General features: G+C 72.3%; 17 protein-coding genes and 1 pseudogene. 5 read left to right on the top strand and 13 right to left on the bottom strand.

The window, feature by feature from the left end; genetic code table 11:
• Positions 1-2: 2 nt before the first annotated feature.
• From Aut01nite_RS05240 to Aut01nite_RS05225, 4 genes are all read right to left on the bottom strand, one after another.
• Positions 3-2,018 (bottom strand): ATP-binding protein, encoded by a 2,016-nt coding sequence (locus Aut01nite_RS05240; protein ID WP_043522068.1) that lies wholly within the window; start codon positions 2,016-2,018, stop codon positions 3-5.
• On the bottom strand, positions 2,015-2,734 hold the full coding sequence (locus tag Aut01nite_RS05235) for a Pvc16 family protein (RefSeq protein ID WP_043522069.1): 720 nt from the start codon (positions 2,732-2,734) through the stop codon (positions 2,015-2,017). The genes Aut01nite_RS05240 and Aut01nite_RS05235 overlap by 4 nt, the downstream gene beginning before the upstream one ends.
• Entirely contained in the window at positions 2,731-5,739 is a 3,009-nt protein-coding gene (locus Aut01nite_RS05230; RefSeq protein ID WP_043522071.1) for a DUF11 domain-containing protein, read from the bottom strand. Before Aut01nite_RS05230 ends, Aut01nite_RS05235 begins: the two co-directional genes overlap by 4 nt.
• 102 nt (positions 5,740-5,841) lie before the next feature.
• Positions 5,842-6,462: a helix-turn-helix transcriptional regulator gene (locus tag Aut01nite_RS05225; protein ID WP_043522238.1), complete on the bottom strand. Its 621-nt coding sequence runs from the start codon at positions 6,460-6,462 to the stop codon at positions 5,842-5,844.
• A gap of 237 nt (positions 6,463-6,699) precedes the next feature.
• Here Aut01nite_RS05225 and Aut01nite_RS05220 point away from each other — a divergent pair, with 237 nt between their 5' ends.
• Positions 6,700-7,947: a COG1470 family protein gene (locus tag Aut01nite_RS05220; protein ID WP_161790575.1), complete on the top strand. Its 1,248-nt coding sequence runs from the start codon at positions 6,700-6,702 to the stop codon at positions 7,945-7,947.
• A gap of 15 nt (positions 7,948-7,962) precedes the next feature.
• On the opposite strand, the gene Aut01nite_RS05215 is transcribed toward Aut01nite_RS05220, so the two are convergent.
• From Aut01nite_RS05215 to Aut01nite_RS05190, 6 genes and pseudogenes are all read right to left on the bottom strand, one after another.
• Positions 7,963-9,426 carry a hypothetical protein gene (locus Aut01nite_RS05215; RefSeq protein ID WP_043522074.1) on the bottom strand — a complete coding sequence of 488 codons (1,464 nt, stop codon included), beginning with the start codon at positions 9,424-9,426 and terminating at the stop codon, positions 7,963-7,965.
• Positions 9,427-9,817: 391 nt separating this feature from the next.
• Positions 9,818-10,060, bottom strand: a complete 243-nt coding sequence (locus tag Aut01nite_RS05210) for a hypothetical protein (RefSeq protein WP_043522075.1) — start codon at positions 10,058-10,060, stop codon at positions 9,818-9,820.
• 164 nt (positions 10,061-10,224) lie between these two features.
• Positions 10,225-10,443 (bottom strand): annotated as a pseudogene (locus Aut01nite_RS05205) (response regulator transcription factor); the annotation flags it as partial.
• A gap of 142 nt (positions 10,444-10,585) precedes the next feature.
• On the bottom strand, positions 10,586-11,629 hold the full coding sequence (locus Aut01nite_RS05200; RefSeq protein WP_043522077.1) for a hypothetical protein: 1,044 nt from the start codon (positions 11,627-11,629) through the stop codon (positions 10,586-10,588).
• Entirely contained in the window at positions 11,626-12,102 is a 477-nt protein-coding gene (locus Aut01nite_RS05195) for a hypothetical protein (RefSeq protein WP_043522079.1), read from the bottom strand. The genes Aut01nite_RS05200 and Aut01nite_RS05195 overlap by 4 nt, the downstream gene beginning before the upstream one ends.
• 3 nt (positions 12,103-12,105) lie before the next feature.
• A complete protein-coding gene (locus tag Aut01nite_RS05190; protein ID WP_043522081.1) occupies positions 12,106-13,092 on the bottom strand; it encodes an NHL repeat-containing protein in 987 nt (328 codons plus the stop codon).
• Between the two features lie 741 nt (positions 13,093-13,833).
• Here Aut01nite_RS05190 and Aut01nite_RS44740 point away from each other — a divergent pair.
• Positions 13,834-14,007, top strand: a complete 174-nt coding sequence (locus tag Aut01nite_RS44740; protein WP_161790576.1) for an IS3 family transposase — start codon at positions 13,834-13,836, stop codon at positions 14,005-14,007.
• A 267-nt stretch (positions 14,008-14,274) separates the two neighbouring features.
• Positions 14,275-14,499 carry a hypothetical protein gene (locus tag Aut01nite_RS05175; protein ID WP_152628461.1) on the top strand — a complete coding sequence of 75 codons (225 nt, stop codon included), beginning with the start codon at positions 14,275-14,277 and terminating at the stop codon, positions 14,497-14,499.
• Positions 14,500-14,673: 174 nt separating this feature from the next.
• Here the strand turns inward: Aut01nite_RS05175 and Aut01nite_RS05170 are convergent, their stop codons facing one another.
• Positions 14,674-15,825, bottom strand: coding sequence for an acyl-CoA dehydrogenase family protein (locus Aut01nite_RS05170; RefSeq protein WP_043522083.1), 1,152 nt, complete (start codon positions 15,823-15,825; stop codon positions 14,674-14,676).
• Positions 15,826-16,050: 225 nt separating this feature from the next.
• On the opposite strand from Aut01nite_RS05170, the gene Aut01nite_RS05165 reads away from it, so the two are divergent.
• Positions 16,051-21,165: an SCO7613 C-terminal domain-containing membrane protein gene (locus Aut01nite_RS05165; protein ID WP_204037447.1), complete on the top strand. Its 5,115-nt coding sequence runs from the start codon at positions 16,051-16,053 to the stop codon at positions 21,163-21,165.
• 56 nt (positions 21,166-21,221) lie between these two features.
• On the opposite strand, the gene purE is transcribed toward Aut01nite_RS05165, so the two are convergent.
• Positions 21,222-21,719, bottom strand: coding sequence for a 5-(carboxyamino)imidazole ribonucleotide mutase (gene purE / locus Aut01nite_RS05160; protein ID WP_043522084.1), 498 nt, complete (start codon positions 21,717-21,719; stop codon positions 21,222-21,224).
• Positions 21,720-22,862 (bottom strand): 5-(carboxyamino)imidazole ribonucleotide synthase, encoded by a 1,143-nt coding sequence (locus tag Aut01nite_RS05155; protein WP_043522085.1) that lies wholly within the window; start codon positions 22,860-22,862, stop codon positions 21,720-21,722.
• Between the two features lie 250 nt (positions 22,863-23,112).
• On the opposite strand from Aut01nite_RS05155, the gene Aut01nite_RS05150 reads away from it, so the two are divergent.
• Positions 23,113-23,711 (top strand): Uma2 family endonuclease (locus tag Aut01nite_RS05150; protein ID WP_204037445.1); only part of this gene is annotated, 599 nt, incomplete at its 3' end.

Raw genomic sequence — 23,711 nt, 5'->3', positions numbered from 1 at the left:
GGTCAGCCGATCGGGAGCAGCCGGCCCAGCTTGCGGTACTCCCGCTCGGCGGCGGCGATCAGCTGCGCCATGGTGACCGGCCCACCGGCCGCCGCGGCCAGATAGCCGGCGCTCACCGCGCACGCCCGGATCGCCCCGCCCGACAGCTCGTAGACACGCGCGCAGCGATCCAGATCGACGTCGGCGGCCCGGGGCAGCTCCACGCCGAGGCAGTGGTCCCACAGGGCACGCCGCTGCGCCTGGTCGGGCACCGGGAAGTCGACGATGACGTCGAGCCGGCGGATGAACGCCTCGTCCAGGTTGGCCCGCAGGTTCGTGGTGAGGATGGCGACGCCGTCGAACGACTCCATGCGTTGCAGCAGGTAGGCGCTCTCCATGTTGGCGTACCTGTCGTGGGCGTCGCTGACCTCGGACCGTTTGCCGAAGATGGCGTCCGCCTCGTCGAAGAGCAGCACCCCGTTGACCCCGGCCGCCTCGGTGAAGATGCGTTCCAGGTTCTTCTCGGTCTGCCCGACGTACTTGTCGACGACGGTGGAGAGGTCGACCACGTACAGGTCGAGGCCCAGGTCCGCGGCGATCACCTCGGCGGACATGGTCTTGCCGGTGCCCGAGTCGCCGGCGAACAGCCCGGTCACGCCCCGCCCGCGGCCGCCGCCGGGCCGCAGCCGCCAGCCGCCCAGCACCTGTTCCCGGTGCCGGACCCGGCCGGCCAGGTCGTGCAGCTGCCGCCCGACGTCCTCCGGCACCACCAGGTCGTCCCAGGTGACGCCGGGCTCCACCCGGCGGGCGAGCTGTTCCAGGCCGGCGGCGTTCTGGCTGCGCACACCGGTGCGGATGTGCCCGGCCTCGATCCGGTCCACCCCGTCGAGCAGGGCCTGCTGTACGGCCACGGCAGCGGCCCGCCTCGCCTGCGGAGCGGTCAGGGTGTACGGCGACAGCTCCCGTGCCACGTCCACCCCGTCGGCGGCCCGCGCACCGGTCCGCGCCAGCGAACCCTGCCACAGCGCCACCCGCCGCGCCGTGCCGACCGGCGGCGCGGTCAGCAGCACCGGGGACTGTTCGGCCCAGAGCGGATCCCACCGGGACCGGCCGGTCAGCACCACCGGCGCCGCCGCGTCGAGCAGGCCGTCCAGGACGGTGAGGCGGGCCGGGTCGACCGGTCCGGCGATCAGTCCCGCTCCGGCCAGCCGGGCTTCGAGAACCGCCGCCGCCACCGTGTCGGCGGCCGCGGTGTCCAGGTCGAGGCGGAGCGCGAGGTGACCCGCGGTGGTCAGCGCGGCCGCCGCCAGATCCTCGGCCGCGCCGCCGGCCGGGTCGTGCACGTAGCTCAGCCGGTGCCCGGCCCGGATCGCGGCGGCCAGTCCGGCGGCACCGGCCGGTTCCCAGCCGGGGTCCGGTACCGGTCGCAGCGGGCGGGCCAGGCGCGGATCGGGCCGGTCGTCGCCGAGCAGGTGTGCCGCCACCCGGTCCGGAACCCGCAGGGTACGGGTGAGGAACGGCCGATCGGCGTCCTCGACCAGCAACAGGCCACCGTCGACGAGGGGGCATCCGGCGGTCAGCCGGGCCCGGGCCGCGCCGAGGTACGGCGGGACCCCGCACAGCTCGATGGCGAGTCCGGCGGTGGCCCGGGGCCGGGTGACGTCGTCGTTGAGGTAGCCGTACAGCTTCTCGTAGCGGCGGTCGAGGTCCGGCAGCAACGCGGTCAGCAGCAGCTCGACGTCCAGCACCAACAGGCCGAACTCGGCCGCGAGCCGGCGCAGCGGCACCGGCTCGCCGTCCTTCTCGGCCCGGTCGGCGACCTCTTCGGCGGCGTCCCGCGCCTCCCGGTCGACCAGGTCGGGCAGCGGGCCGGTGTCCGGGTCCTCGGCCAGCCGCCGGGCCGCGGCGTCGGAGATGTGCAGGCCGCGCAGCGGATCGCCGGGGTCCGGGTCGGTGCTCTGCCGTAGCGTCACCGCTTTCCGAACCCGGTGTTCCACGAGCGACAGCCGCAGACCGAAGTATTCGACGGCGGCGGTCACGGCCGGGAGCCGATCGGGCGGCTGCCGCCTCCCCGCCGGCGGCGTTCGGCCGGGAGCTCCCGTTCCCGGGGCACCCCGATCGCGGCCGCCGGATCCTCCGCCGGCACGTCCGGCAACCGCAGCCGCCGGGATTCGCCGCCGCCGGTGTGCGCGTCGGACGTGTGCAGCCGCAGCCCGTCGGTGACGGCCGCGGCGGCCCGCACCCGGCCGCTCGCCAGCGGGGCGACCACGACCAAGTCGAGCGACGGTTTGAGGTTGCCGCCGACGGCCGTCCAGATGTCCGCGAGGCCACGGTCACGGGCCGGTGGCACGGCGATCGACATGGCGACCGGCAGGCCGAGGCCGGCCAGGGTCCCGGTCAGCCGCGCGGGCGGCAGGACGTCGTGCCGGACCAGCCCGGCGAGCAGGACGGACAGGATCCGGTGCTCGTCCTGCGGCCGGTTGGTCCAGGCCGTGACCAGATAGGACAGCGAGAACCAGCGGGGTGCGGCGTGTTCGGCCACCACCGCGCCGTCGTCGTCGTACTCGGCCGCCGACCCCTCCTGCCGCAGCGACACGTCCTCCTGGATGTCGTAGAGGAACAGGTTCACCGTCGGGGCGGTACGCCGGGCCGTCCATTCCTTGGTCGGCGCGTCGAACGCCACCTGGACGTCGGTGCCCGGCAGGGTCTCCTCGCTCAGCAGCGCCATCAGCGCCGCGTCCACCTCGTCGATCATTTCCGCAGCACCAGGCCCGGTGGTTGCTGGGCCGGCGCGACGACCCGGAAGTCGGCGGTCACCGGGGTGAAGCCGCCGCCGGTCGCGACCGCCTTGCGCGGGCCGAGGGCGTCGCGCCAGAGCACCAGCAGTTGCGCGTCGAAGCCGCCCCGGGCGTCCGGGACCGCCGGATTCGCTGCCACGGTGACCCCGGTGTCCCAGGCGAGCCGGACCGGTTCGCCGGGCGGGAAGTCGAAACCGCGGATGATCGTGACGAAGCCGGGCGGGCCGATCTCCGGGGTGGCCTCGATCCGCGGCTGAAGGACCCGCAGCGGCGTGCTCACCTCCTGGACGACGAGCGTGTCCCCGGTGATCGTGCCGGTCACGGTGGTGGTGATCGCCCGCTGGGGAACCAGCACGAAGGTGAGCTCGGCGGCCGTGCCGGGCGTCAGGACGCCGATCCGGCAGAGGGCCGGGTCGCAGTTCACCGGGCGGGTGACGACCGGGATGCCGGCCGGCAGCCGGGGCTGGACGGTGACGCCGGTGGCGGTGCCGTTCCCGATGTTGCGGACGGTGTACCGCACCGTGGTCCGGTGGCCGACCCAGGTCGGCGTCGGCGTGATCACCACACTGACCTGCAGCAACGGTGCCGCGGGCGGGGCCGGGGGCGCGAACGGCGGGGTCGGCACGCTGGGTGACGGGGCGGGGAGCGCCTCGGCCTCCAGGTCGACCTCGGCGGTGTTGTCGAGCGGGGCGGCGTCGGCGAGCCAGCCGCCGGCCGTCCAGCGCAGGGCCCCGGTGGCCGCTGCCGGGGCGGTCACGGTGACCCGTACCGCGGTCGTGCCGCCGATGCCGGGCGACCCCAGGTCACAGGTGAGGGTGGGCAGGTCGCACGCGCCGGTGCCGGCCTCCAGCGCGGTGACCCGGAAACCCTCCGGAACGTCCAGGACGACGCGTACGCCGTGCGCCCGCACCGGCCCGTTGTCGGTGACGGACAGGGTCACGGTGGTGCTCTCCCCGGCCGTGAAGGTTTCCGGCTCCCCCACCACGGCGGTCGTCAGGTCGCTGGCGCGCTGCCAGTCCGGCCACCGGTGCCGGCCGGGGATCTCCCAGGTCAGGCCGTCGCGGACGCCGTCGGTCAGGTGGTACGTCTTGATGTAGTCGGGCTGGACGGCCGGGGCATAGCGCCGGGCGGCATGCGCCAGCTGGGTGCCGTCCGGTGACCAGTCGACGTCGCGCGGGTGGTGCGGCCCGGTCTCCGGCGCGGTCAGCGGGCCGCCGCAGCCGTTGCCCGCCGGGACCAGCACCCGGCAGGTGCCGCCGGACAGGTCGGTGGTGAGCAGGCCGTCCGGGGCCCGGCCGAAGGCGAGGCGGCTGCCGTCCGGGGAGAAGCCCACGCCGGAGTCGGCGCGCCCGGCGCCGGACGCGACAGCGGTGATGTCGCGCTGGGTGCCGGTGCCGTCGGCGGCGGCGAGCCAGATGTGGCTGTTCGCGGCCGCGCCGTCGGTGCGCCCGCGGGCGAACGCCAGCGTGCGGCTGTCCGGCGACCAGGCCGGCTGGGTGTCGCCGACCGGGTCGCCGTTGGTGGCGAGGGTGACCTCGAGCGCGCCGGTCGCCGCGTCCACGACCACGATGCGGGCGGGCGCCCCGGGGGTACGCAGCGCGTACGCGATCCGGGTGCCGTCCGGCGACCAGACCGCCTCGGTCTCCGAGCCGGTGGCGGTACGTCCCGGCAGTGGCAGGCGCCGCGCTCCGGCGCCGTCCGCCCCGACCGTCCAGAGCCGCGCGACCCGGTTGGCGCCCTCGGTCTCGAACCGGCTGACCAGGATGGTCCGCCCGTCCGGGGAGTAGGAGGGCCGGGAGGTCCACGGATCACCGTCGACGGGGTTCCACAGCCGGTCCGGGTCGGTGGCCGCGCCCGGATCCTCCCGGAGCACGGTCACCCCGAGGTCGCGCGGGTCGACGCCGTCCGGCCGCACGTCGGCGAGGTGGGCGGTGTACCGGTCGGCGGCCGTGGTCCGGGTGATCAGCAGCCGCTCGCCGGCCGAGTCGGGGTTGTACCAGCCGGGCGTGCCGATCGAGCGGTCGTCGTCGTACTGCAGCTGGGCGACGCAGGCGCACCCGTCGTCGCGGGGCTGGCCACTGTAGAGCAGGTCGACGGCGCCGAGCGTGCCGTTCGGCTGGGTGCTGCGGCTGACGAACGCGACCGTGACGCCGTCCGGGGACCACGCCGGCTGGTGACTCTCCCAGTCCGCGTCGAGCATCAGCCGGTCGTTGCTGCCGTCCCGGCTCGCGATGTGCACCTTGCGGTCGTTCGCGCTGCCCGGCGCGGCGGTGTAGGCGATCAGGTTGCGGCTCGCCACCGGGTTCCAGGACGGCTGGCCGGCGCCACCGGCGACATCGGTCATGTACCGGATCGGCCCGCCGGCAGACGGCACGCACCACACCTGTGGAACGGCCGAGCCGCGCTCGCCCTCGAAGGCGATCTCGGTACCGTCCGGTGACCAGGAGGGCCAGTGGTTGTCCCCGGTGCCGTCGGTGACCCGGCGGGATTCGCCGCCCGCGACCGGGACCACGTAGACGTCCCGGTCGCTGCCCGGGCCCTCGCGGGTCATCGCGTACGCGATCTCGTCGCCGTCCGGTGAGACCACCGGGTGGCTCGCCACCTGCCCGGCCTCCGCGGTCAGCTGGACCGGGTCGCGGTCGCCCACCCGCACCCACACCTGCGCCAGCCGGGAGGTGCGGCGGCTCACCCAGGTCACGGTGGCGCCGCGGGCCGAGGCCTCGTCGTCGAAGTGCTGCACGTCCGCGTCGAACAGCGGCTCCGCGACGGCGGTGGCGCCGCTGCCGGCGACCACCCCGATGGAGCGATGTGCGGTGCCCACATAGGCGACCCGGAGTTCGGCGGCGGTGAGCGGTGGATCGCCGGGGGCGGCGCCGGCCTCACCGGCGGCGATCGCCCACACGCCCGGCACCGCGACGAGCGCGGCCAGGGCGAGGGCCGTCAGGGCCCGAGACTTACGCACGTATGGTCCCTCAGGAAGACAGGCGGGAACTTCATCCTCGGTACGGCGTACCCGCGCCCACACCGGGCGCGAGGGCAGGACCGAGGGCAGGGCGGGTGCCCCTCAGATCAGGTCGTGGCGGAGCGCGTACGCCACCGCGTGCGCGCGATTGCGCAGCTGCAACCGGGTGGTCACCTCGTGCAGCACGTTCTTCACCGTGCGCTCCGAGTACGACAGCTTGGAGGCGATCTCCCGGGTCTCCAGGCCCTCCGCGACGAGGCGGAGCACGTCGACCTCGCGGGCGGTCAGGCCGCGCAGGGTCAGGCCGCGCGGGTGCAGCACCTCTCGCTGCAACCGGCCCATCTGCTCGAGCAGCCGGCCCAGCAGGTCGCCGGGCACGCTGCCTTCGCCACGGGCCGCGCCGAGCAGCACCTGCACGAGTTTCGTGCTGGACACCTCGGAGCGGCGGACCACGCCGACGACACCGCACTCGACCGCCCGGGTGAGCTGCGCGTCATCCAATGTGGACGGTACCAGCACGAGGCGGCTCGACCCGCGCCGCAGCTCACTCAACGTGACGAAAGTCTCCTCGGTCATCGCGTCCGGCACCACCACGGTGACCGCCGCCGCATGCCGCTCCTGCTCGGCCACGACGAGGATCTCCGGACGCCCGGCGAGATGGCTTTTCATGCCGAGCAACGTGATCGGGTCCGTGGCCTGGACATAGACCGGCAGCCGCTGCATGATCGATTCCCCCTTCACCGTGGTATCGACATAGTGGCCTGCTCCGCTTAGCAAGTACTTAACGGACAGTGAAGTCGGACCGGAGCCGACCGGACGGGCAGCGGCTCTGCCCGCGCCGGTTCCCGGACGGACCTACCACCCCACCGGCCGATCTTTACGCTCAGTCACATGCGTGCTTCGGCGAATCTGGGGAGTGACCACGTCACCGTGACCCCCGGTTCCACAGTGTCCGTTCCGGTGACCGTACGTAACTCGGGCGACACGGTGGAGGCGTACCGGATCGAGGTCCTCGGCGAGACCGCGGACTGGGCCCTCGTCGAGCCGGCGGAGATCAACCTCTACCCGGCCGGCAGCGAGACCGTGACCGTCACCTTCGCGCCACCACGCTCGCCCCGGATCGCCGCCGGCGAGCGGCCGTTCGGCGTACGGATCGTGCCGTCGGAGCATCCGGACGCCACGGTGGTCCAGGAGGGCGTGCTCGCCGTCGAGCCGTTCCAGGAGATCACCGCCCAGCTCCAGCCGCCGTCGCGGTCCGGCCTGCGACAGGGCCGGTTCCGCATCGACACCGACAACCACGGCAACGTCGCGGAGGACCTGACCTTCACCGCCGCCGACGGGACCGACCAGGTGACCTTCGCGCTCCAGCCGGCGACCCTCCGGGCCGGCAACGGCACGAGAGCGGAGACCCGCCTGACGGTACGGGCACGCACCTGGCTCTGGTGGGGCCCGCCGAGGGAGTTCCCGTTCACCGCGGAGGTACGCCCGGAGCACGGCCGGGTGGTGGCGATGGAGGGCTCCTTCGTCCAGAACCCGATCATCTCCCCCTGGCTGCTGAAACTGCTCGCCGCCCTGCTCGCGCTGCTGCTGGCGCTGCTCGCCCTCTGGTTCGGCCTGGTCCGGCCGGCGGTGCAGTCGGCGGCGAAGGAAGCCGTCGACCAGAGCACCGCGCAGAAGGCCGCCGAGGAGACCGAACTCGCCACCACCCCGCCCGATCCCACGCCGACCCCGGCCGCCACCCCGGCGGCTCCCGGAGCCGGGAACGGCGGTCAGCCGCCCGGTGGTGGTGGCGCGCCGGGCGGCGGCGGCAACGGCGCCGCGGGCGTTGGACAGGGCCAGCAGTTCTCCGCCGCGATCACGTTCCGGACGAACCGGGCCGGGTCCGCCGAACGCAGTTACACCGTGCCGGCCGGCAAGACGTTCCTGCTGACCGACTTCCTGGTGGACAACGTCCAGGGCGACGAGGGCACGCTGCGGGTGACCGCCAACGGCGTCCCCGTGGTGACGTACGCGCTGGAGAACTTCCGCAACCAGGACTACCACTCGGTCACCCCGATCCGGGTTCCGGCCGGGGCGAAGGTGACCATGCTGGTGGCCTGCCGGACGCCGGGCACTCCGGCCAACGCCAGGCCGGCCACCCAGTGCCGCGAGTCGCTGTACCTCAACGGCCTGATGACCACCAACCCGACCAGCGCGCCGGCCGGCTGAGACGGAACGCGGGCCTCAGACGGCGTGCTCGCCGGCGGGGGCCGGCTTCCGGCGCGACGGCCAGGCGTTGAGCGCGGTCTCCTCCATCTTGATCCCCTCACCGGCGCTCTTCGCCGCCAGACCGAAAGCCTGAAGATAGAGGCCGCCGGTACGGGCCCGCACGTTCTGCAGGACGGCGCCGTTCGCGAACGTGAACGCGCCGGACGCATGGAGCAGACCACCGATGGCCTTGCCCGGGTTGACCCTGCCCTCCTTGACGCCCTTGACGATCTCGCTGGCGAAGTCGCCCGCCCCACTGCCGACGGTGAAGTAGAGAGCCGCCTTCAGCAGGCTGGATCCGACCGTGCCCGCGGCGAGGGCATCCGAGGTCAGCATCGTGGCGAGCGCGGGCTCCTTGAAGTAGGCGGCGCTCTGCAGGATCGGCGCCACCGCCGCGACGAAGTTGCCGGCGGCCTTGGCGATGTCGCCGTCCGGCAGCGTGGAGAAGGCGGTCGAGCCCTTCTCCAGCCGGTAGCCCTCGCCGTAACTCTTGATCAGCAGGCCGGCGCCCTGCGCGGCCATGCCTGCCGCCCGGCCGCCCGGCACGTGCGCGGCGATGCTCGGCGCGGCGACGACCAGACCGCCGAAGGCGAGCACGCCGCCGACGAGCTTGCCCCAGTTCATCACCCGGTAGCCGTCGGGTGACCGCACCGCCTTGACCACCTCGCTCATGGCGTCGCCGAAAGCGGTGAGGCTGGCGCCGCCGGTCGCGCCCGCCATCAGGCCGAAGGAGGGATTGGCGTTGTTCGCCAGACCCGCGCCCGGCCCGGCGATCGCCGCCGCCGCGCCCGCCATCTTCGCCTTGTCCCCGTCGAAGACCTGCCGCAACCGTCCACGCCGTTCCGGCTCCGCGACAGTGGCCGGCTCCGGCGTGGTGGCCCGGGAGTCCGGCAGCGCAACGGTCGCCGGATCGACAGCCGTCTCGATCGATGCGGGCAGCACACCTACCGGCGATCCGGGCGGCGCAACCTCCTCCACCGGCGAACCGGGCGGGACCGCGGTCTCCTCGACGGGAGCCGGTGGCGAGGGCGCGACGGCGGGCTCCGGCGTGGCGGCCCGTGACGCGGGCAGCGCGATAGCGGCAGGATCGACGGTCACCTCGGACTCGGACTCCAGACGCGCCCGAATCGCCGCGGCGGCGTCCTCGTTCGTCATCACCGGAGACGGCACGGTCTGCTCCTGCTGAGCCGGGGCCACCTCGTCGAGCTCGATGTCGTCGTCGTTCCACGAGTCGTCCCAGCTGCCCGGCATCACCGGTGCGCGCTGTACGACCGGCTCCACCGACGCCCCGCCGATCATCCGGGACAGGCTCGCGTTCCCGACGGACCGTTGCAGGGCCAGCAGCGCCTCGGTGTCCGGCGAGTGCCGGCGAACGCCCGGCGCGACGGAACGCCCCGCCCCGGCACTGGTCGTCGGGTGGAAATGCGCCTGCCGGGTCACTCCGGGCTCCTCGCGTCGGCCTGTCCGTGCCGCGCCAGGTTAAGTCTCCTAGTTGGACACCAGATGAACGATGCGAAAGCCTCGAGAAATGCGCTCCGGCGCCATGATGCGATTCGCGTCCGACGATTTCCCGGACCGTCGGTGAGGGCAGGAATCCTGCCCTCATGGGCAGCCGCATCGGACAGGTGACCAGGCCCGGCCGACCGATGGCGAAGAAGAGCGGGCTCACCCGTACAACCCGGGAAACGGCGCAAGGAAAAGCGAACCGCGACCGGTGGGAGGGCAGCGGGGAATGCCCTGCAGGACCCCACATACATCAGCAACACCGAGACCGGCGCCGCGAAACTGTTTCGACAGCGACGACGGGCTCGGCCTGCTGTTCTGATGGAGGTCAGGCGTGGGTCGGGCCGTTCAGGGCCGCCGGGCGGCCGGACGCGAACCAGAGGATGATGCCGATCCCCGGCGCCAGAACGACCAGCCAGATCCAGTTCCGGCGGGAACGGCGGCTCAACGGCGCACGGGCGATGCTCACCAGGGTGCTGCCGAACAGGAAGACGGCGGCGGCCAGCAGAGTGGACCAGAAACCGATGCCGCCGAAGGTCGCGGCGAGGTCGGGGGCAGCGAAAGCGGTCATCATTCGTCCTTCGGGTCGTCGGGCGGCGCCTGTGTCGCGGCCGCCTCGTTGATGACTCCATCGTGCCGGTCGGGCCGGGTCCGGCGCGTCTGACCGAGGTCGGAATCCGGGGTCTGACCAGGGTCATACGGCATCGTGCGCGGCACTCTTCGGGCCGGGGCCGGTCAGCCGCGCAGGTACGTCAGGACGGCCAGGACCCGGCGGTGGGTGTCCTCCGCCTGCGGCAGCCCGAGCTTGTTCAGGATGTTCCGGGTGTGCTTGGCCACCGCGGCCTCGGTGACGGTCAGGGCCGTCGCGATGGCGAGGTTCGACCGGCCCTCGGCGACCAGCACCAGCGCCTCCCGTTCCCGCGCGGTCAGCGCGTCGAGCGGGTCCCGGCACCGACCCGGTGGCCGGCGAGGCCGCCGTGCGGGACTCCGTCGCACAGGTACGGACACGGGACGCCTGGCTGGCCGGAGCGACAGCCGTCAGACCCGCACCGGCTATCTGGTGGTACTGGGAATCGCGCTCACCTACATCTGTCTCTTACCTCTTGGGCTGCATGTTTCGTGTGAGTTCTGCTGCGGTGGCGTCGGCGAGTGCGGACCTCTCCAGGGAGAACGGACCCGAGGTGTTGGAGACCATCGACGGGCGCCGGAGGCTTTCGATGACCCGGGTGATGTCGCGTAGCGCGGTTGCCACTTGCTGCTCCTGTGAGTAGGTGTCCCGTTCGAGGGCGCTTATCGCGGTCATGATGTTCGCGGTCACGTCAGCGGTCGTTCGGCCCCCGATGTTGAACCGGGTTATCGCCTTCTTCTCCTCTTTGTCCGGGACGAGGCCCTGCGCGATGGTGCCGCCGGCGTCCAGCATCAGCGCCAGACCGATGCCCCAGCCGGCGACGAACGGGCCGAGTGTGGTGCCGACCGCCACGGCGGCGATGGTCGCCCATTTGGCTGCGTCCGCGTCGATCTCGTTGTCGAGGTTCTGGGTCGCGTAGATCGAGGCGTCGAGGAGGTCCATCGCTGACTGCCGTCGCTGGATGTAGATGACCTTGTTGCAGGTGAGCTGCTCCTGGACCAGCTGAGCCAGGTTCCGCTGGTTCGGGAGGACGGTGGCCAGTGGCGTCACGAAATGATCGATGAAGTTGTCGGTGAACGACCCTCTCCACCCGGCGATCATCTCGGCGCCGACGAGGTTCACCCGCTCGAGAGCGGGGTTGGCGCCGGTCCAGTTGTTCGTGGTGTCGACTTCGCCGTCGAACCAGCCCTGGATCGTCCCCAACATCTCGATCGCGGGGTCGATGTCGTCCGGGTCGGGTGTCCCGAAGGTCTCGAAGGCGGGGACGACCCAATCGAAGGCGTCACCGATCCGGCCCCGGAATGTCTCGACCTCCCGCATGTAGTCCTGGGTTCCGATCCGCAACTCGGGATGGCGTCTGATGACGTTCTCGTCGATGGATCGTTCCCAGGAGGCATAGTCCTTGAGCGTCTGCTGGATCAGCGCGTCACGGAGTTGCGCCGCTTTGCCGGTCAGGGCCGAGACGTAGGCGTTGCCGACAAGGTGAGCCGGCGTCCGGGCCAGGTTGCTCATGGCGCCTCACCTTGTTGGTCGGCGGGAGTGGAAGCCCAGGATCCGTACGGCATGCCGGGATAGTCGGTGGCCCAGCCAGCCGGCGGGTTGGCGAGCGGGTCGTCGGCGTTGTGCTTCGCGGGATCCCGGAGGTAGTCGTTGAGGAGGTCGGCGTTGGCCTGGTCGGCTTCCTCGAAGGCGTACGCGGCGTTCATCACTCCGCGGCCGGTGTCGAGGACGGTGGTGCCGAGTTGCTCCATCATCAGCTGCATCTCGACGCGCAGTTCTTCCCAGGCGGCGCCGACCGAACTCGTCAAGAACGACGATCCCGGATAGGCGGCCTCGTTGGGCCGGAAGGCCCGGCTGGTGCTCCCGGTGGCGTTACCGCCGAGCATGCGGTTGGCGTCGTAGAACACGTCAGCGATCCGCGGCAGGTGGACCTCGCCTAGGCGCCAGAGCACGTACAGGTCGCCGCCGGTCACATCGTCAGCCATGGCTCACTCCGTTCCTGATTCTCGACGCACCGGGGGCTGACGGCGGCGCATCCACCAGGCAGCAGTGACCGCTGCCAGGATCAGTACCACTACACCGCCGGCAAGGTAGGGCCATGTCCGATCGGCATCCGGCTCCGGTCCGGCGTCTGTGATCGGGGCAGCACGGGCGGCCAGGACCTGGTTGACGGCGTTGTCGACCACATAGATCGGGCCGTCCGGTGCGGAGGCGGCAGCGGCCCAGAGGATCGGCTGTTGTGCGTCGTCGAACGTCGTGACGACGGTGACCCGATGGCCAGGCGTCAGCCGGCGGATCACGCGCTTCGGTTGATCGACGATGTAGACGCCATCAGTGCCGGCCGAGACGGTGGTGGCGGTGCCGACATCCTCGGCGACGGGTGTCAGCGTGGTCCCACTGACCCGGAGCAGTTTCCCGGCGCTGCTGAGCCACAGGTCCCCGACCGCGTCGATGGTGATGCCGGTGACCGGGCCAACCGGTGTCTCCGTAGCCGGGCCTTGCGCCGTCGACACCGCGCCGCCCATGCCGCCGGCGACCAGCCGCACAGCCCCGTCCGGGGACAGCGCGATGACCTGGAAGTTCGTACGGTCGGCGATGTACAGGGTGTCGTCCGCGGCGACTGCCAGCCCGCTCGGGGCGCCCATCGGCGACGGCAGGATCCCGTTTCCCGTGCTCGCGTCGGCGCGTACCGAGATCGTGCCGTCGGGCTTGAGCGCATACACCCGGACCGTGCCGCCGTCGGCGATGAACACCGTCCCGTCCCGGCCGACCGCAAGATCGTTGGGGAAGGCGAGCGGCACCTCCGTCGCCCTCGTACCGCTCGTCGGCTCAGGTGCTCCCGCGCCGTCCCGCCCGGTCCCCGCGACCGTGCGGATGACGCCGTCGGTACCGACCGCTCGCACCAGGTGGTTGCCGCTGTCACTGACGTACACCGTGCCGTCCGGCCTGACCGCGACTCCGGTCGGGTTGTTCATCGGACTGCGCGGAGCCGGAACACCCTCCTGCGCGGCACCACGCTCGCCGCTCCCGGCAATCACCGTTACTCCGGCCTCGGATGAATCGGCGAATGACGGCGTGGCCACCGACGGCGACGCCAGGCTGGCGACGACCGCAGCGGCAGCAATCACCGTCGTCTCGAGCCGGGGCGTCACCGGTTGTCTGAACCTCATGCTTCATCGATACGCCAATGTTCGCCGGGCCGGTTCACGGCCCCGGTTCACGGCCCCGGTTCGTTGGCACAGAGAGTGAACAACCGAGCGAACTACGCCGATCACCCCTCGATACAGGTAGGTCTTTGATCTTCCCCGGGTTCCGTGGAGTCGGTTCGGTTGGATCTTCCACGCTCAGTTGCTCTTGAAGGAGACCTGTGCCGAGAAGCTATCCGCCTGAGTTCCGCCGCAAGCTCTTGACCTGCTCAAATCCTGCAGAACCGTGGCTCAGCTCGCGAACGATCTACAGATCAGCGACCAGACGATCTACGTCTGGCGCCGGCAGGTAGCCATCGACAGCGGCCTACTGCCGGGTGTGACGTCCACCGAGTCGGCTGAGTTGAGCCAGGCCCGCCGCCGCATCGCCGAACTCGAGGCCGAACTGGAGTTCCATCGCAAGGCCGCCGAACTGCTGAAGGAGGCGGTGCCCCCAAAAGACCGGTTCGCGGCCATCAAACCCTGGCCGCTGAAGGACTATCCGTCAGCCTGTGCTGCCGGGTACTGGACGTGTCGGAGTCCGGCTACTACGCCTGGCTCAACCGGCCCCCGTCAGCACGGTCGCTGCGCCACGCCTGGCTCACCGAAAGGATCCGCGCCGTTCACGAAGCCTCTCGCGGAACCTACGGCGCGCTGCGAGTCCACGCCGAGCTCCGGCTCGGCCGCCTGGCCGGCCGGCCGTGAGGATTCCCGGATCTTCGACTGGCGATACCACCTGGTCCGGTATCCCGACATGCGGAGCGGCACAACTGGTATCTACTTCGGCATCGACGGAGCCCTCGGCTACACGATGTGCATGCTGCGGACGAAACGGCTCAGCGGCTACTACCGCGACCCGGTGCTGCCGCAAGTCTGGGAGTCCAGCGGCACTGACGAACGGGTCGAGGACCCGTGGTTCTCCGGCTACGAGACGATCCCCGGTGGCTGCGGGCGGTCGGCAACGGTGTCGGCATGCGGGGCGTCGACGGCGGCTTCGCCCTCGACGTACCCGACGACGAGGTCCTCCGCGGCAAACTCACCGAGGTCTTCGAACGGCACGGGGTGGTGACGGGCACGGACGGCTTCCTGATGCTGCCGATCCCGCAGCACGTGGTTGCGGGCGTTCTCGTCGACGCGATCGACCGTGTCAACGTCGGGGCGGCTTTCCTGCGCGATCTGGTCAGGGTGGACGGCTGACAATGGGTGCCAGTGAAACCGGCCGCTCTGTCACATCAGCCGTCACACAGACCGTCACACAGGGCATGCCACGCCGTGCCGTCGGATGCCGGCGGACCAGCACCCGACGGACCGCGACAGCATCCGGAGCGGGGTCTATCATGACGCTGGCCTGCTAAAACGCAGGCCAGCGGCTTACTTGAGGAGCTGCCGTGCCATCACGATCCGCTGCACCTGGTTCGTACCCTCGTAGATCTGGGTGATCTTGGCGTCGCGCATCATCCGCTCGACCGGGTAGTCGCGGGTGTAGCCGTAGCCGCCGAGGATCTGGACCGCGTCGGTGGTGATCTCCATGGCGGCGTCGGAGGCGAAGCACTTCGCCGCCGCGCCGAAGTAGGTCAGGTCGGCGTCGCCGCGTTCGCTCTTGCCGGCGGCGGCGTAGGTGAGCTGGCGGGCCGCCTCGAGCTTCATGCCCATGTCGGCGAGCATGAACTGCAGGCCCTGGAAGTCGGCGATCGACTTGCCGAACTGCTTGCGCTCCTTGGCGTACGCCAGGGCGAAGTCGAGCGCGCCCTGCGCGATGCCGATGGCCTGCGCGGCGATGGTGACCCGGGTGTGGTCGAGGGTCTGCATGGCGGTGGCGAAGCCGGTGCCCTCGGCGCCGATGATCCGGTCGGCGGGGATGCGCACGTTGTCGAAGTAGACCTCGCGCGTCGGGGAGCCCTTGATGCCGAGTTTCTTCTCCGGCGCGCCGAAGCTGACGCCCTGGTCGGACTTCTCCACCACGAAGGCGGAGATGCCGCGGGAGCGGGCGGACGGGTCGGTGACCGCGAAGACGGTGTAGAACTCGGAGACGCCGGCGTTGGTGATCCAGCGCTTGACGCCGTTGAGCACCCAGTGGTCGCCGTCGCGGACGGCCTTGGTGGTCATCGACGCGGCGTCGGAACCGGCTTCGGGCTCGGACAGGCAGTAGGAGAACATCGCCTCGCCGGACGCGACCTTCGTCAGATACTTCTGCTTGAGCTCCTCGGACCCCGAGAGGATCAGCGGGAGGCTGCCGAGCTTGTTGACCGCGGGGATCAGCGAGGACGACGCGCAGGCGCGGGCCACCTCCTCGATCACGATCGCGGTGGCGAGCGCGTCCGCTCCGGCGCCGCCGTACTCCACCGGGATGTGCGGGGCGTGGAAGTCGGCGGAGCGGAGGGCGTCGTACGACGCCTTGGGGAACTCAGCGGTCTCGTCGGCCTCGGCGGCGTGCGGGGCGACCCGCGCGTCGCAGATCTCGCGCACGGCGGCGCGGATCGTCTCGTGGTCCTCCGGAAGACGGTAGACGTCGAAGTCAGCCATGCCCTTAACCTTCCCTAAGCCAGTCCGGGGCAATGTTACCGGCGCGTAGCGTGGCCCGGGCAACAGAGCCCCACTGTGCCGAATATCGCCGCCCGTTCGTGGGCATGCTGGAAAACTGCCGGGTTCGGGGTCGTTTCCACAGATCTCCCCCCGCTTGAGACTGTTCTAATGAGGTGTCGTAGCGGCATGCTCTAACTACAGAGAGCGGCTGGTCTAGGAGGTTCTGTGGCGCAGGCTGACGAGCCCGATCACCTTGAGGAACAACTGGCTCGCATCGACGCCTCCATAGCGGACCTGAAGATCAAGGACATGCAGGCCGCCACGGAGCGTACGCAGATCGCCAGCAAACTCCAGGCCGCGAAGTTCCAGCGGGACATCCTCGCCCACGCCCAGAAGCAGAAGGAGGCGAAGGGAACGAAGAGCCGGCGCACCGTACGACGTAAGCCACCGGCCGACTTCCCGCCTCCCCCGCCACCGGGCACGTCGCCCACCGCCTCGGAGGAGGAGCCGCCGCGCGCCCGCCGCCGGCCGCAGCCACCGCCGGACTGGGCCGAGCCCGGCACCGCCCACACCGGCCCGCCGACCACTCCCGGCGGCCCGCCCGGCGCCGCCACCGACGGCGTGACCGTGCTCGTCGACGACCCGCCGCCGACCGAGCGGGTGGTCCCGCCACCGTCGCGCCGGCCGCCGCTGGCGACCTTGGAGCACCCGCCCGAGGCATCCACCCAGTCGGTGCAGAACATCCTGCTCGCCCTGGGCGCCCTGCTGCTCGGGGTGGCCGCCGTGGTCTTCGCCGGGGTGGCGGTCTCCAACCCGTTCGCCCGTTCGATGATCCTGGCGCTGGCCACCGGCGTCGCCCTGTCGGCGGCACCCGGTGTGGCCAAGCGGGGCCTGACCTCGACCGGTGAGACGATCGCCGCGATCGGGCTGGCCCTGCTGCCGATGACGCTGTACGCGTTGCACGACACCCCGCTGACCGGCGGCGACGTGCCGACCGCGCTCTACCTGGGCGCCACCTTCGCGATCACCGCGGTGGCCGGGTTCCTCTACGCCGGGGTGACGCGACTGGCCGCACCGCGGTACGCGACGGTGATCGCGACGCAGCCGGTCGCGCCGCTCCTGGCGTACCCGATGATCGAGAGCCCGGCCGGCTGGGGCCTCGCGCTGACCGCCGTCGCCGTGCTGGACCTGCTGCTGCTGACCACGGTGATCCGCAGCGGGCGGCTGGTGCCGCGCTGGCCGCTGGGGCGGCCGGTGGCCGCCGACCGCGACTCGCTGGCGGAGGCGGACGCGGACGGCGAGCGGTTCGCGCGGCGCGCGGGCGCGCCCGACCCGGCGGACCCGGCGGCGTACGCGGCCGACGCCCCGCCCCGCCCGGAGTCCCGCCAGGAGGAACCGGACCTGATCATCCCGGGGCTGAACCGGCCCCGCCGCCGCTGGTCACCGACCCGCATCTTCCCGGGCCCGCGTCCGGAGGGCGCACCGCCGGCCGGTTCGATGTCGCTGGCCCCGCCGGCCACCCCGCCGTCCGCCGACTGGCTGCGGGAGCTGACGTTCGCGCTGCTCTGTTTCGCGTCCGCGGGCGCGCTGCTCTACTCCTCGGTGGCGCTGCTGCAGTCCGAGGTGGTGGCCGACGCGGTGCGGTCCGGCCTGATCCTGGTCGCCGCCGCGGTCACCGCGGTCGCCGCCGCCCGCCTGCTGCGCCAGCCGCTCGCCATGAACGTGGCCGGCGCCGTGCTCACCCTCGCGGTGATCGGCGCGATGGCCCGCATCGCCGGTGTCATGTCGCCGCACTGGGGTGTGGTGGTCGCCGCCGCGACCGTGGCGGTCACCGGCGCGGTGGTCGGCATGCTCGCCGAGCCGGTGCGCCGCGGCCCGCAGTACGCCTCGACCGCCGCGCTCGCCCTGATCGGCCTGGTCGTCGGGGTGGACGCGCTGCGTGCGGCGATCGCCCCGGTCGGCGCGGCCCGCCCGGTGTGGGACGCCGACACCGCGGCGTACGCACAGAAGCTCGCCGAGGCCGTCGGTCCCGCCGGTTGGCTGCTGGCGTTCAGCGCCCTGCTGATGACGATCGCCGCCGCTCTCGCGCTGCCCGCCGGCATCCGGCGGGAGGGCGCCGTGGTGGGAATCGCCCTGACCGCCCTGGCCGTGCCCGCCTCGCTGGGTCTGCCCTGGTCGGAGGCGCCGTGGCCGCTGGTGCTGGCGTCGATCGGGCTGGGCGCGGCGGGCCTGTGGGCGGACACCAGGCGGATCGCGCTCGCCCATGTGTCCGCGGCCGGGGTGGTCGGTCTGTTCGGCGCGTGCGCCGCGCTGAGCGCCTCCTGGCTGACCGCGGCGGTGCTGACGGCGCTGGCCGGCGCCGGGGTGATGGTGGCGATCGCGGCCCGGCAGATCCCGGTGCGGCTGTTCGCCTGGGTGGTCGGCGACTGGGCCTCCGGCGCCGCCGCCCTGGCCATTCCGGGTGCCGCCGTGACCGCGGCGCTTGCCGTCTCCGACCCGGGTGGCGGCCCGCCGCCGAACGCGGGTTCGACCGTTCCGGCGCTCGCGGCCGGGTTCCTCGCGGTGGCCGGCACGCTCAGCTATGCGGCCGTCTTCCAGGTGGCCCGCCGGGAGATCAGCCTGCCGATGACCATCGGGACCGGGCTGGGCGCGGTGGCGATGGCGCTGGCCGCGCTGTTCGCCCCGGGGGCCACGGCGCCGGACGTCTGGGTCGGCGCGCTGTTGCTCGGCGCGGCCGGGCTGCTGTTCTTCGCCAAGTCGATCGACAACCGGGGGCGTACCGACCGGGTGCTGGACGGCCCGGACATCGCCGCGGCGGCCGCGACCGTGGCGATCTGCGGCGCGCTCGCCCGGGTCGCCGCGCTCGCCTTCCCGTCCGCCCCGCTGGCCGTCGCCGGGGTGATGGTGCTGCTGGTCGGCATGGGCGTCACGATCCTGCCGGACGACTGGCGGCCCGGGCCGGCCCGTGGCCTGGCGGTGGCCGCCCTGGTGGTCGGCGCGATCGCCGGCTGGCAGGCGGTGGTCGACGGGCTGAAGGTGCTGGCACTGCCCGGCAAGCTGTGGGAGGCGCAGCTCAGCGCCTACCCCGCCGCCGCGCCGGAGGGCGCCTGGCAGGCCCCGTTCGCCCTGGTGATGGTCGCGATCACGGCCGCGATCGCGATGCCTCGCCCCTGGTCGCCCTACGCGTCCGGGATCGCGGCGGCCCTGGCCGCCATCGGTACCCCGTACGCCTTCGGGATGCCCTGGTGGTCCCCGCTGATCGTGGGCAGCGCGGTGGCCATCGCCTACGCCCTGTCCGCCGTCGCCGCGACCGAGCCGCACGCCGCCCGGGCCCGCGCCGGTGTCGCCGCGGTGGTGCTGCTGCACGCCACTTCGGCCGGCCTGGCCCGGCCCTGGTCGACCGCCCTGGCTCTGCTGGTGGTCGTCCTGCTCGGGGTGCTGGTCGCGGCCACCGCCCTGATCCCGGCGCGGGCTCCGGCCACGAGTTTCGACGACACCGCCGAGTTCGAGACGGAACGGATCCTGCCCGTCTACCGGGCCCAGATCGGCGGCGCGGCCACCGGCTCGGCGCTGCTCGCCCTCCCCGGTATGCTCGCCGCGCTCGCCGCCGGTCAGGGCCACGACGCCCAGGTCATCCTCACCGCCGCGCTGGCCGGTTCGACGCTGGGCCTGGCGATCCTGGCCGCCGTCGGCAGGTTCCTGCCGCAGTACCTGCCCTGGGCCACCATCGGTGTGGTCCTCGGCGCCTCGGTCACCGCTGTCGCGTGTGTGCCCACCGACTACCCCACGGCGCTGTACGCGGCCGCCGCGGCCCTGGTCGGGGTGCTGGCCGAGATGCTGCGCGGTTCGGTTCCGCCGCCGCCGTCGGTGCCGCGGGTGGCGCCGTTCGACGACGGCCCGCCGCAGAGCCGGTACGCCCGGATCCGCCGGACCGGCTGGGGTGAGCGCTGGCTCGCCGACCCAGCGACCGGTGCCGTGATGCTGGCCCTGCTGCCCACCGTGCTGGCGCTGTTCTCGCTGGCCCCGGCCTTGCGGGCGGCCCTGCTCGACCCGTTGCAGCAGCTCGACTCGGTTTGGAAGGGCCCGGTCGCGGCCCTCGCCGCCCCGGCCGCCGGCAACGTCGACGGCACCAGCGCTCTGGCCGCCGTCCTGCTCACCGGCGCCGCGGCGCTGGCCGCGATCGGTTTCGGCGGCAAGGCGTCCGAGGCGGTGCCGGTGATCCTGCCGGGTGTCGCGCTGACGCTGTTGATCACCCCGATCGCCATCCACGCCCCGTTCCCGGCGGCGACCGGCGCGGCGTTGATCGTCTTCACGATCTCGATGCTGGGGCTGGCGCTCACCCCTCCACCGATCGCGACCCGGGCGCCGCTGCTGCGCACCACCCGGACCGCCGTCTTCGTGATCGGCCTGCTCGCCGGTGGCGCCGGTCTGGCCGGGAGCCTGGCCGACAAGCGGATGACGCTGTTCACGCTGGGCTGTGCGGTCGGGGTCGGCCTGGTCGCGGCGCTCAACGGGCGTACCCAGATGGCCCGGCTGCTGGGCTGGCTGTTCGCGGCCCTGATGGGTCAGATGTTCGTGCTCGCGGTGTCGATCGCGGCCGGTCTGGAACGGCACTGGGCGGCGTTCGGGGTGCTGGCCGTCGGCGCGGTGCTGCTGTCGCTGGAGGCGGCGCTGCCGCGGCTCGGGCTGGCGCAGTACCGGCCCGAGGCGGTCGTCATGGAGTGGAGCGGTTACGCGTCGGCGGCGATCGCCGGGGTGCTGGCGTTCCAGTCGCCGGTGCACCTGGCGGCGCTGCTCGCGGCCTGGGGCGCGGTGCTGGGCCTGACCGCTTCCCGGCCGGACCGCACCCCGAGCCAGCGGCGGACGCTGTTCTGGGTGGCGGTCGGGTTCGAGATCGCCGGGTGGTGGCTGTTCATCTCGCTGAACGAGGTGGGGCTGCCGGAGGCGTACACCCTGCCGTTCGCCGCCCTGGCGCTCGCGGTCGGCGTCGTGGAGGCGCATCACCGGGCGGATCTGAGCAGCTGGGCGGCGTACGGTCCGGCGCTGCTGGCCGCGTTCGTGCCGACGATCGGAATCGTGCTGGCCGGCAACGGCGGCGACCTGCGGGCGGTGCTGCTGCTGCTCGGGGCGGTGCTCACGCTGATCATCGGGTCGCGGACCCGGCAGCAGGCGCCGGTGGTGGTCGGCACGGTGGCCACGGTGGTGGCGGCGCTGGCGTTCGCGTTCACCGTCGGCGGCCCGTGGCTGATGCTGGTCCCGGTCGGGGTGGTCCTGCTCTTCCTCGGCGCCTCCAGCGAGAACCGCCGCCGTACCCAGGAGTTCCTCGCCCGGATGCGGTGAACCCGGCGTGTGGGTTTCGGGCGGGATGCCCGGCCGAAACCCACACGCCCGAAAAGCTAGCCCATCAGTTTGTCGCGCAGCGCCGCGTCCTTCTCGGCGACCAGCTTCTCCAGATCCTTCTGGAAGTCCGCCATCCGCTGCCGCAGCGCCGGATCGGACGATCCGAGGATCCGAACCGCGAGCAGGCCGGCGTTGCGCGCCCCGCCGATCGACACGGTCGCCACCGGCACCCCGGCCGGCATCTGCACGATCGACAGCAGCGAGTCCATGCCGTCCAGATGCTTCAGCGGCACCGGAACGCCGATCACCGGCAGCGGGGTCAGCGCGGCGACCATGCCCGGCAGGTGCGCGGCGCCCCCGGCCCCGGCGATGATCGCCTTGATGCCGCGGTCGGCGGCCGACTCGGCGTAGTCGACCATCTTCCGCACGGTCCGGTGCGCGGAGACCACCCCGACCTCGAACCGCACGTCGAACTCGGCGAGGGCGACCGCGGCCGCCTCCATGGTGGGCCAGTCCGAGTCACTGCCCATGATGATGCCGACGGAGGGGCCCATCTACACGCCTTCCTGAAGCCACTTCGCGGCCCGCACGGCGCGCGCCCGAACATCCTGAAGATCATCGCCGAGCACGGTCACGTGCCCGATCTTGCGGCCCGGCCGGACCTGCTTGCCGTAGAGGTGCACCCGCGCGCCCGGATCCGCCGCGAACAGGTGGTGCAGCCGCTCGTCGATCGAGATCCCGCCCGGCTCGCCACCCAGCACGTTCGCCATCACGACGAACGGGGCGGTCAACGCGGTCGAGCCCATCGGATAGTCCAGGACCGCCCGCAGATGCTGCTCGAACTGCGAGGTCCGGGCGCCCTCGATGGTCCAGTGACCGGAGTTGTGCGGGCGCATGGCCAGCTCGTTCACCACGATGCCGGCCTCGGTCTCGAACAACTCGACAGCCAGCAGGCCCACCACGCCGAGCGCGTTGGCCAGGTCGATGGCGAGTTGCTGCGCCTCCAGGGCGCGCTCGTCGGACAGGTCCGGCGCGGGCGCGATCACCTCGACGCAGATCCCGTCCTTCTGCACGGTCTCCACCACCGGATAGGCCGCGACCTGCCCGAACGGCGACCGCGCCACGAGAGCCGCCAGCTCCCGCCGCAACGGCACCTTCTCCTCGGCGATCAGCGAGATGCCTGTCGACACGAGATCGTCGGCGGCCTCCCGGGAACCGACCATCCAGACGCCGCGGCCGTCGTACCCCCCGCGGGTGGCCTTGGCCACCACCGGCCAGGACCCCTGCGCGAACGCCTCGATCTCCGCGCCGCTGCTCACCCGCGCCCAGCGCGGAACCGGCGCTCCCAGCTCGGCGAGCCGCTCCCGCATCATGCCTTTGTCCTGGGCGAAGACCAGCGCCTTCGACCCGGGGAAGATCTTCACCCCCTCGGCCTCGAGCGCCTCGATGTGCTCGGTCGGCACATGCTCGTGGTCGAAGGTGACCGCATCGCACCCCTTGGCGAACTCGCGCAGCGCCGCGAGATCGGTGTGCGTGCCGATCGGCACGTCCGCCGCGACGAGCGCGGCACTGTCATCAGGCTTCTCACTGAGCACACGCAGTGACTGGCCGAGAGAAATGGCAGCCTGGTGGGTCATCCGGGCCAACTGCCCGCCCCCCACCATGCCGACTACAGGCAGACCGGTTCGGGTATCCATCGCCCGACCAGCCTAGCGACGCCCCAGCTCACACCAAAAATCAACCCCTTTGCGAGGTACGGGCCACACCTCCCACAACCGCACCCGCCCGCCCCCGGCCTCCGGCCGCTATCGCCCGCCCGGCCACCGCCCATCTCCAACCACCGGTCCCCTCTCCGGCCGCTCTCAGCCGGCTCCCCGGGCGGATCCGTCGTCGCGGATCCCCCCGTCGCGGGACGAATCCGCCGGTGTCCGTCACTACCCTGGGCGCATGAGCGCAGCCACCATCGGCAGGCACATGCCGGCCGACGTCACGCTCGACGATCTCACCGCCATGATCGCGGCGGACCGCCACGGACACCGCTACGAGACGAGCATGCACGGAGTTCTCACGGTCGTCCCCGCCCCTGACGACGGCCATGCCGATCTGGTCGCTCGCTTGACGTCCTGGTTCGACGGAAACGGCGGCACCGGCCGGCTCCGGCAGGCACCGGGTCTCCGCATCACCGGCCCGGCCGGTGATGCGGGCCGATTCCCCGACCTCGCCCTCTGGCACAGCGATCCGGGAAGGGCGACCTGGCACGCCGCGGACGGCATCCTCCTCGTCATCGAGGTCCTCTCACCGGCTTCGGAGGCGACGGATGAGGTCACGAAGGTCGAGGAGTACGCGCACGCCGGTATTCCGCGGTACTGGACCGTGGCCCGCGACGCGGCCGACACCACCACGATCCGCTGTCTCACCGCCGGCGGTGGTTACCGTGCGACCGCCATGATGCCCCTGTCCTGGCTTCTGGCACGCCCGATCACCGACCTCCTCCCCGCCGGGAACGGCCTTCCTCCCGCTGGAAACGACCCTCATCCCGTCGGGAA

Origin of the sequence: Actinoplanes utahensis, from assembly GCF_016862455.1 — a bacterium.
In the GTDB taxonomy this organism is placed as follows: domain Bacteria; phylum Actinomycetota; class Actinomycetes; order Mycobacteriales; family Micromonosporaceae; genus Actinoplanes; species Actinoplanes utahensis.
This window is presented reverse-complemented; position numbering and strand designations above follow the sequence as displayed.

What these genes read in the sequence shown, in the direction of transcription:
- Aut01nite_RS05170 (WP_043522083.1), bottom strand. Translation starts at nt 15,825, where the DNA reads ATGGCTGACTTCGACGTCTACCGTCTTCCGGAGGACCACGAGACGATC.
- Aut01nite_RS05235 (WP_043522069.1), bottom strand. Translation starts at nt 2,734, where the DNA reads ATGATCGACGAGGTGGACGCGGCGCTGATGGCGCTGCTGAGCGAGGAG.
- Aut01nite_RS05195 (WP_043522079.1), bottom strand. Translation starts at nt 12,102, where the DNA reads ATGGCTGACGATGTGACCGGCGGCGACCTGTACGTGCTCTGGCGCCTA.
- Aut01nite_RS05190 (WP_043522081.1), bottom strand. Translation starts at nt 13,092, where the DNA reads ATGAACAACCCGACCGGAGTCGCGGTCAGGCCGGACGGCACGGTGTAC.
- Aut01nite_RS05225 (WP_043522238.1), bottom strand. Translation starts at nt 6,462, where the DNA reads ATGCAGCGGCTGCCGGTCTATGTCCAGGCCACGGACCCGATCACGTTG.
- Aut01nite_RS05210 (WP_043522075.1), bottom strand. Translation starts at nt 10,060, where the DNA reads ATGACCGCTTTCGCTGCCCCCGACCTCGCCGCGACCTTCGGCGGCATC.
- Aut01nite_RS05200 (WP_043522077.1), bottom strand. Translation starts at nt 11,629, where the DNA reads ATGAGCAACCTGGCCCGGACGCCGGCTCACCTTGTCGGCAACGCCTAC.
- Aut01nite_RS05155 (WP_043522085.1), bottom strand. Translation starts at nt 22,862, where the DNA reads ATGGATACCCGAACCGGTCTGCCTGTAGTCGGCATGGTGGGGGGCGGG.
- purE (WP_043522084.1), bottom strand. Translation starts at nt 21,719, where the DNA reads ATGGGCCCCTCCGTCGGCATCATCATGGGCAGTGACTCGGACTGGCCC.
- Aut01nite_RS05175 (WP_152628461.1), top strand. Translation starts at nt 14,275, where the DNA reads ATGCGGGGCGTCGACGGCGGCTTCGCCCTCGACGTACCCGACGACGAG.